The 1,395-nt window shown below is 75.3% G+C and carries 1 protein-coding gene; it reads left to right on the top strand.

Features of this window, described 5'->3' with window-relative positions; all coding sequences use genetic code 11:
- Nucleotides 1-39 precede the first annotated feature (39 nt).
- A partial coding sequence (locus AC067J_RS44065; protein WP_478308522.1) for a polyketide synthase dehydratase domain-containing protein occupies nucleotides 40-1,395 on the top strand: 1,356 nt, incomplete at its 3' end.

The following is a 1,395-nucleotide window of genomic DNA, read 5'->3' as shown; positions in this document are numbered from 1 at the left end:
GTCGAGGGGATTCTGGATGCTCCGGTGACGGTGGCTGCGTTGCGGCGGGATCGTGCGGAGGCGCGGACGGTGGTGGGGGCGTTGGCGCGGATCCATGTCCAGGGCCACCACGTCGACTGGACCGCCCTGCTGGGCACCGGCCGGCCGTCGGGCGTCACACTGCCGACGTACCCGTTCCAGCGGCGCCGCTACTGGCTGGAGAACGCCGCCCGGACGGGGAACGCCGCCGGCCTGGGTCTGGCCCCGCTGGGTCACCCGCTGCTCGGGGCGGCCGTCGGTCTTCCGGACGGCGAGGGCGCGGTGCTGACCGGCAGCCTCTCGCTGTCCACCCACCCCTGGATCGCCGACCACTCGGTGCAGGGCACCGTGATCCTCCCCGGTACCGCACTGCTGGAGCTCGCGATCCGCGCGGGCGACGAGGTCGGCGCCGGCACGCTCGACGAACTGGTCGTCGAGGCCCCGCTCGTCCTCGCCGAACGCGGTGCCGTCCACATCCAGGTGACCGTGGGCGACCCCGACGACAGCGGCCTCCGGCCCGTCACCATCCACTCGCGGCCCGCCCCGCAGGCCGGGCGGGGCGAATATGTAGACCGATCGGCAGATTCTGTTTCTGTAGACCGGTCTGCCGATTCCTCGCCTTCCACCGGATCCTCTGTAGACCGGTCGACATATTCCGGCGAGTGGACCCGGCACGCGAGCGGCACCCTGCTGAGCGGCCCGGCCGCGCCGGCCGAGGGCCTGCAGGCCTGGCCCCCGCCGGGCGCGACACTGCTCGACACCGAGCGGCTCTACGAGGACCTGGCCGCCGCAGGCCTCGCGTACGGACCCGGCTTCCAGGGCCTGCGCGCCGCCTGGCAGGACGGCGACACCTTCTACGCCGAGGTCGCACTGCCCGACACGCTCGCCGGTGAGGCCGAGCGGTACGGCCTGCACCCCGCCCTGCTGGACGCCGCCGTCCACATCACCGTCCACCACCGGCTGGTCGACAGCCCGCCCGGCGTGAGCCGGCTGCCGTTCGCCTACAGCGGCGTCCGGCTGCACGCGACCGGCGCGAGCACGCTGCGGGTCCGGCTCCGGTACACCGAGCCCGAGGTGCTCGCGATCGACGTCGCGGACGGGACCGGCGCGCCGGTGGCCTCGGTGGAGGCGCTCCGGGCCCGCCTGGTCTCGGCCGAGCAGCTCGCCCCGGCCGGCGGCGCCGACCGCGACGCGCTGTTCCGGCTGGACTGGCCGGAGCTGCCGTCCGCCGCGACCGCGCGGTCCGCGCCGTCGGCGTCGTCCGCCGGAGCGCCGGTGGACTCCGGCTGGGAGCCGTTGCACGCCGAGGCCGACCTGTCGGCGACGCTGGCGGCCGTTCAGGCCTGGCTCGCCGACGAGTCCCGCGAGGGCGTCCGC

It is taken from the genome of Kitasatospora sp. NPDC042419 (assembly GCF_056437345.1).
This window is presented reverse-complemented; position numbering and strand designations above follow the sequence as displayed.